The organism is Streptomyces sp. NPDC000941 (genome assembly GCF_053599555.1).
In genome coordinates this window covers 1-3,609 of sequence record NZ_JBSFMM010000448.1, presented here as the reverse complement: position 1 = coordinate 3,609, position 3,609 = coordinate 1, and the positions used below count along the sequence as shown (strand labels likewise).

The window sequence follows — 3,609 nt, the reverse complement described above, 5'->3', positions numbered from 1 at the left end:
CGGCGCGGCGGCGCGACCCATGGCGCAGGGCGCGGGGCCGCGGCGCGGCCGGGGGCCGGACGGGTGGCGTCTTCCAGGGAACACCTTCGCGGTGCGTGCTCGGGCTTCACGTCCATCGGTACGGACGCGACGGGCGAGGCGTTCAGCGAATCCGCGAATTCCTTCGCGTACCCCTTCCGCCCTCGTGATCTACGCGCGTATCTTCGCCGCACCGCACTTCCCCCCACGTGACACCGAGTTCGGAGGAGCAGACATGTCCGCACAGACCGGCAAGGGCGCCCACCGGAAGCGCCCCGCTCTGCGCTCGCCCTACGCCATGGGCGGGTTGGCCCTCGCGGTCACCGCCACCCTGGCCTCGTTGGTGCCCGCCATGGCCTCGACCACCGAGGCGTCCGAGGCCGGCACGGCGCGGGCCCAGGGCCCCGCACACCCGGAGCGGGACTGGATGGGCTCGACCGTCGCCGAGCACGAGGGCGGCGATCCCAAGGCGACCCCCAAGGCCACGGCGGCCGCCACGGTGGAGGGGGTCGACGTCAGCAACCACCAGGGAACGGTCAACTGGACGTCACTCTGGAACAAGAACGTCCGGTTCGCCTACGTCAAGGCCACCGAGAGCACGACGTACAAGAACCCCAAGTTCGCCTCGCAGTACAACGGCTCCGCCAACAAGGGCATGATCCGCGGCGCGTACCACTTCGCCCTGCCGAACAAGTCCAGCGGCACCGCGCAGGCGGACTACTTCGTGAACAACGGCGGCCGCTGGTCCGCCGACGGCAAGACCCTGCCGCCCGTGCTGGACATCGAGTACAACCCGTACGGCGCGTCCTGCTACGGCAGGACCAAGGCCCAGATGGTCACCTGGATCAAGGACTTCAGCGCCCGGGTCAAGAAGCGCACCGGGCGCGACCCGGTGATCTACACGACCACCAGCTGGTGGAAGTCCTGCACCGGCAACAGCGGCGCGTTCGGCACGAAGAACCCGCTGTGGCTCGCGCGCTACGCGTCGACGCCGGGGGCGCTGCCGGCCGGCTGGAAGACCCACACCATCTGGCAGTACACGTCCTCCGGGCCGGTGGTGGGTGACCACAACAAGTTCAACGGCAGCCTGACGCGGCTGAAGGCCCTCGCCAAGGGCTGAGCCCGGCGTCGACCCCGGCCGGCCCGCTGACCGGGGAACTCCCGCCCCCCGACTGGGCAAAGCGGACGTAAAGCACCAGCTCAGGGGGCGGGACACAAAACAGTTCGGCAGAGTACCAGCAAGTAGCGATCGCTGTCAGGTCTTTATTCATTGGTGATGAGCTCTCCACTCCCGGCCCACACCAGGCACTAGCGTCCGGTGTCACTCCGAACCAAGGAGGGCGCTGTGCGATCAGTCATCAGCAGATCCATTGCTTCCAGCCGCACGATCGGGACCGGGCTCATCATCGGTGCGCTCGCCATGACGCTCGCGGCACTGCTCATCCCCGTGAGCCTGTTCGGCGAAAGCAGCGCCGCGGCGCTCCCGAGCGGGGTCACCGACGACGGAAAAGGAACCATCAGTACGCAATACGGACCGCTCACCGCGGTCGACAGGGACTTCGTCCGCAAGGTCAAGCTCGCCGGCCTGTGGGAGCTCCCCTCGGGACGCATGGCGCAGGAGCGTGGCAACACCGACGCCGTGAAGACCGCGGGCGAACACCTCATCGAAGGCCACACCGAGCTGGACCGCCGATCCAACGAGGTGGGCCAGGCTCTCGCAATCGACCTGCCCACCCAGCCCAATGAGCAGCAGCAGGGCTGGCTCAACGAAATGACCACCGCCGCCTCACCGGCAGAGTTCCAGCGTGTGTTCGCCAACCGCCTGCGCGCCGCGCACGGCAAGGTCTTCGGCCTGGTTGCCCAGGTGCGGGCGCAGAGCGAGAACTCCATGGTCAGGTCCCTCGCGACAAGGGCCAACGCAGTCGTTCTCGACCACATCACGGTCCTTGAGGACACCGGGCTTGTCGACTTCGAGGCCCTCAACACAAAGTGAAGTGATCTCATGAGGCAACAGACCCATAAACGCGGGCGTTTCACGAACAAGACCGTGGCCATCGTCGCCGCGCTGGCGCTCGGCGGTGGCGGCGCGGCCATCATCGCGGCGAACGCGTCCGCGAGCGGCGACAAGAGCTCCGGCGAGGAGCGGACGCTGTCGGCGACGGCGGGCACGATCAGCTGCCCCGACGTGGGCCAGAAGCTCAACGACGTGCCCCGCCAGGCCCGCACCGAGGTCGACAGGAACCTGGCCGAGCTCGACTCCCAGGTGGCCAAGGCATACCAGCGCATGGCGAACAAGGAGGCGGGCACGGACTCCGTGCTCACCACGCTCCAGCAGCAGCGCACGGCCACCTTGGACCGTATCGGGACCGCCATCAGCCGCAGCGCCCAACGCCCCGCGGGTCTTGAGCAGATGAGCGCTTGCAAGATGCAGACCAACTTCGCCGGGCAGGGCCGGGGCGGTCAGGGCGGCAACCAGCAGCAGGGCGGCGGCCAGCAGGGCAACCAGCAGGGCGGCGGCCAACAGCAGGGTGGCGGCCAGCAAGGCGGACAGCAAGGCGGACAGCAAGGCGGAAACCAGCAAGGCGGCGGCCAGCAAGGCGATGGCCAGCAGCAGGGTGGCGGCCAGCAAGGCGGCGGCCAGCAGGGCGGCAACGGCGGGCAGCAGGGCAACGGCCCCTCCCCCGACGACTTCGTCGACATCACGAAGGTGCAGCCCAACGTCAAGGAGCCGCAGAACCAGGGCAACGCGTCCAAGGGCACCTTCGTCTCGGAGTGCGGTGTCAACGAGGAGGGCATCCGCAACAGCGACAACGTGATCGTGGCGCCCGGTGTGGGCAACGGCGCCCACCACACCCACGACTACGTGGGCAACAAGACCACGAGCGCCAACTCCACCAACGACAGCCTGGCCGCGGGCGAGACCACCTGCACCAACGGCGACCAGTCCACGTACTACTGGCCGGTGGTCCGGGTCCAGGACGGCACCCAGGAGAAGGACGCCAACCAGCTCGGCGGTGGCCTCGAGGGGAACGTCGGCAAGATCCTCACCCCCAAGAGCTCCACGATCGAGTTCAAGGGCAGCCCGGTCGGCAAGGTCACCGCGATGCCCAAGTTCCTGCGGATCATCACCGGTGACGCCAAGGCGTTCACCAACGGCACCGCCAACGCCAACGCCCACTGGAGCTGCACCGGCTTCGAGGACCGCCAGCTGACCGACAAGTACCCGATCTGCCCGCAGGGCAGCGATGTGGTGCGCAGCTTCGCCTTCCAGAGCTGCTGGGACGGCAAGAACATCGACAGCGCCAACCACCGTGACCACGTCGCCTTCGCCCAGGAGGACGGCTCCTGCGCCAACGGCTTCCAGGCGATCCCTCAGCTGGTGAACAAGATCACCTATGAGGTCCCGGCGGGTGAGACCTTCGCGGTCGACGGCTTCCCCGAGCAGTTGCACAAGCCGGTCACCGACCACGACGACTTCATCAACGTGATGTCGGACCAGCTGATGAACCAGGCAGTGCAGTGCATCAACAGCGGGCAGAAGTGCGGTTGACGCCCCACCAGCCCCAGGCGTGCGCCGACCGGTCTTCGGTC

3 protein-coding genes are annotated in these 3,609 nt (G+C 68.0%); all 3 read left to right on the top strand.

The annotated features are described in order from the left end of the window. Positions 1-253 precede the first annotated feature (253 nt). Entirely contained in the window at positions 254-1,138 is an 885-nt protein-coding gene (locus ACWDSL_RS52500; RefSeq protein ID WP_450496763.1) for a lysozyme, read from the top strand. Between the two features lie 225 nt (positions 1,139-1,363). Beyond that, the gene (locus ACWDSL_RS52495; protein ID WP_450496761.1) at positions 1,364-2,011 is read left to right on the top strand and encodes a DUF4142 domain-containing protein; all 648 of its coding nucleotides are present in this window, start codon (positions 1,364-1,366) and stop codon (positions 2,009-2,011) included. A gap of 9 nt (positions 2,012-2,020) precedes the next feature. Next, on the top strand, positions 2,021-3,568 hold the full coding sequence (locus tag ACWDSL_RS52490; RefSeq protein WP_450496760.1) for a DUF1996 domain-containing protein: 1,548 nt from the start codon (positions 2,021-2,023) through the stop codon (positions 3,566-3,568). Positions 3,569-3,609: the final 41 nt, after the last annotated feature.

Bases quoted from the DNA above. Each gene is read 5' to 3' on its own strand.
- ACWDSL_RS52490 (WP_450496760.1), top strand. From the start codon at position 2,021: ATGAGGCAACAGACCCATAAACGCGGGCGTTTCACGAACAAGACCGTG.
- ACWDSL_RS52500 (WP_450496763.1), top strand. From the start codon at position 254: ATGTCCGCACAGACCGGCAAGGGCGCCCACCGGAAGCGCCCCGCTCTG.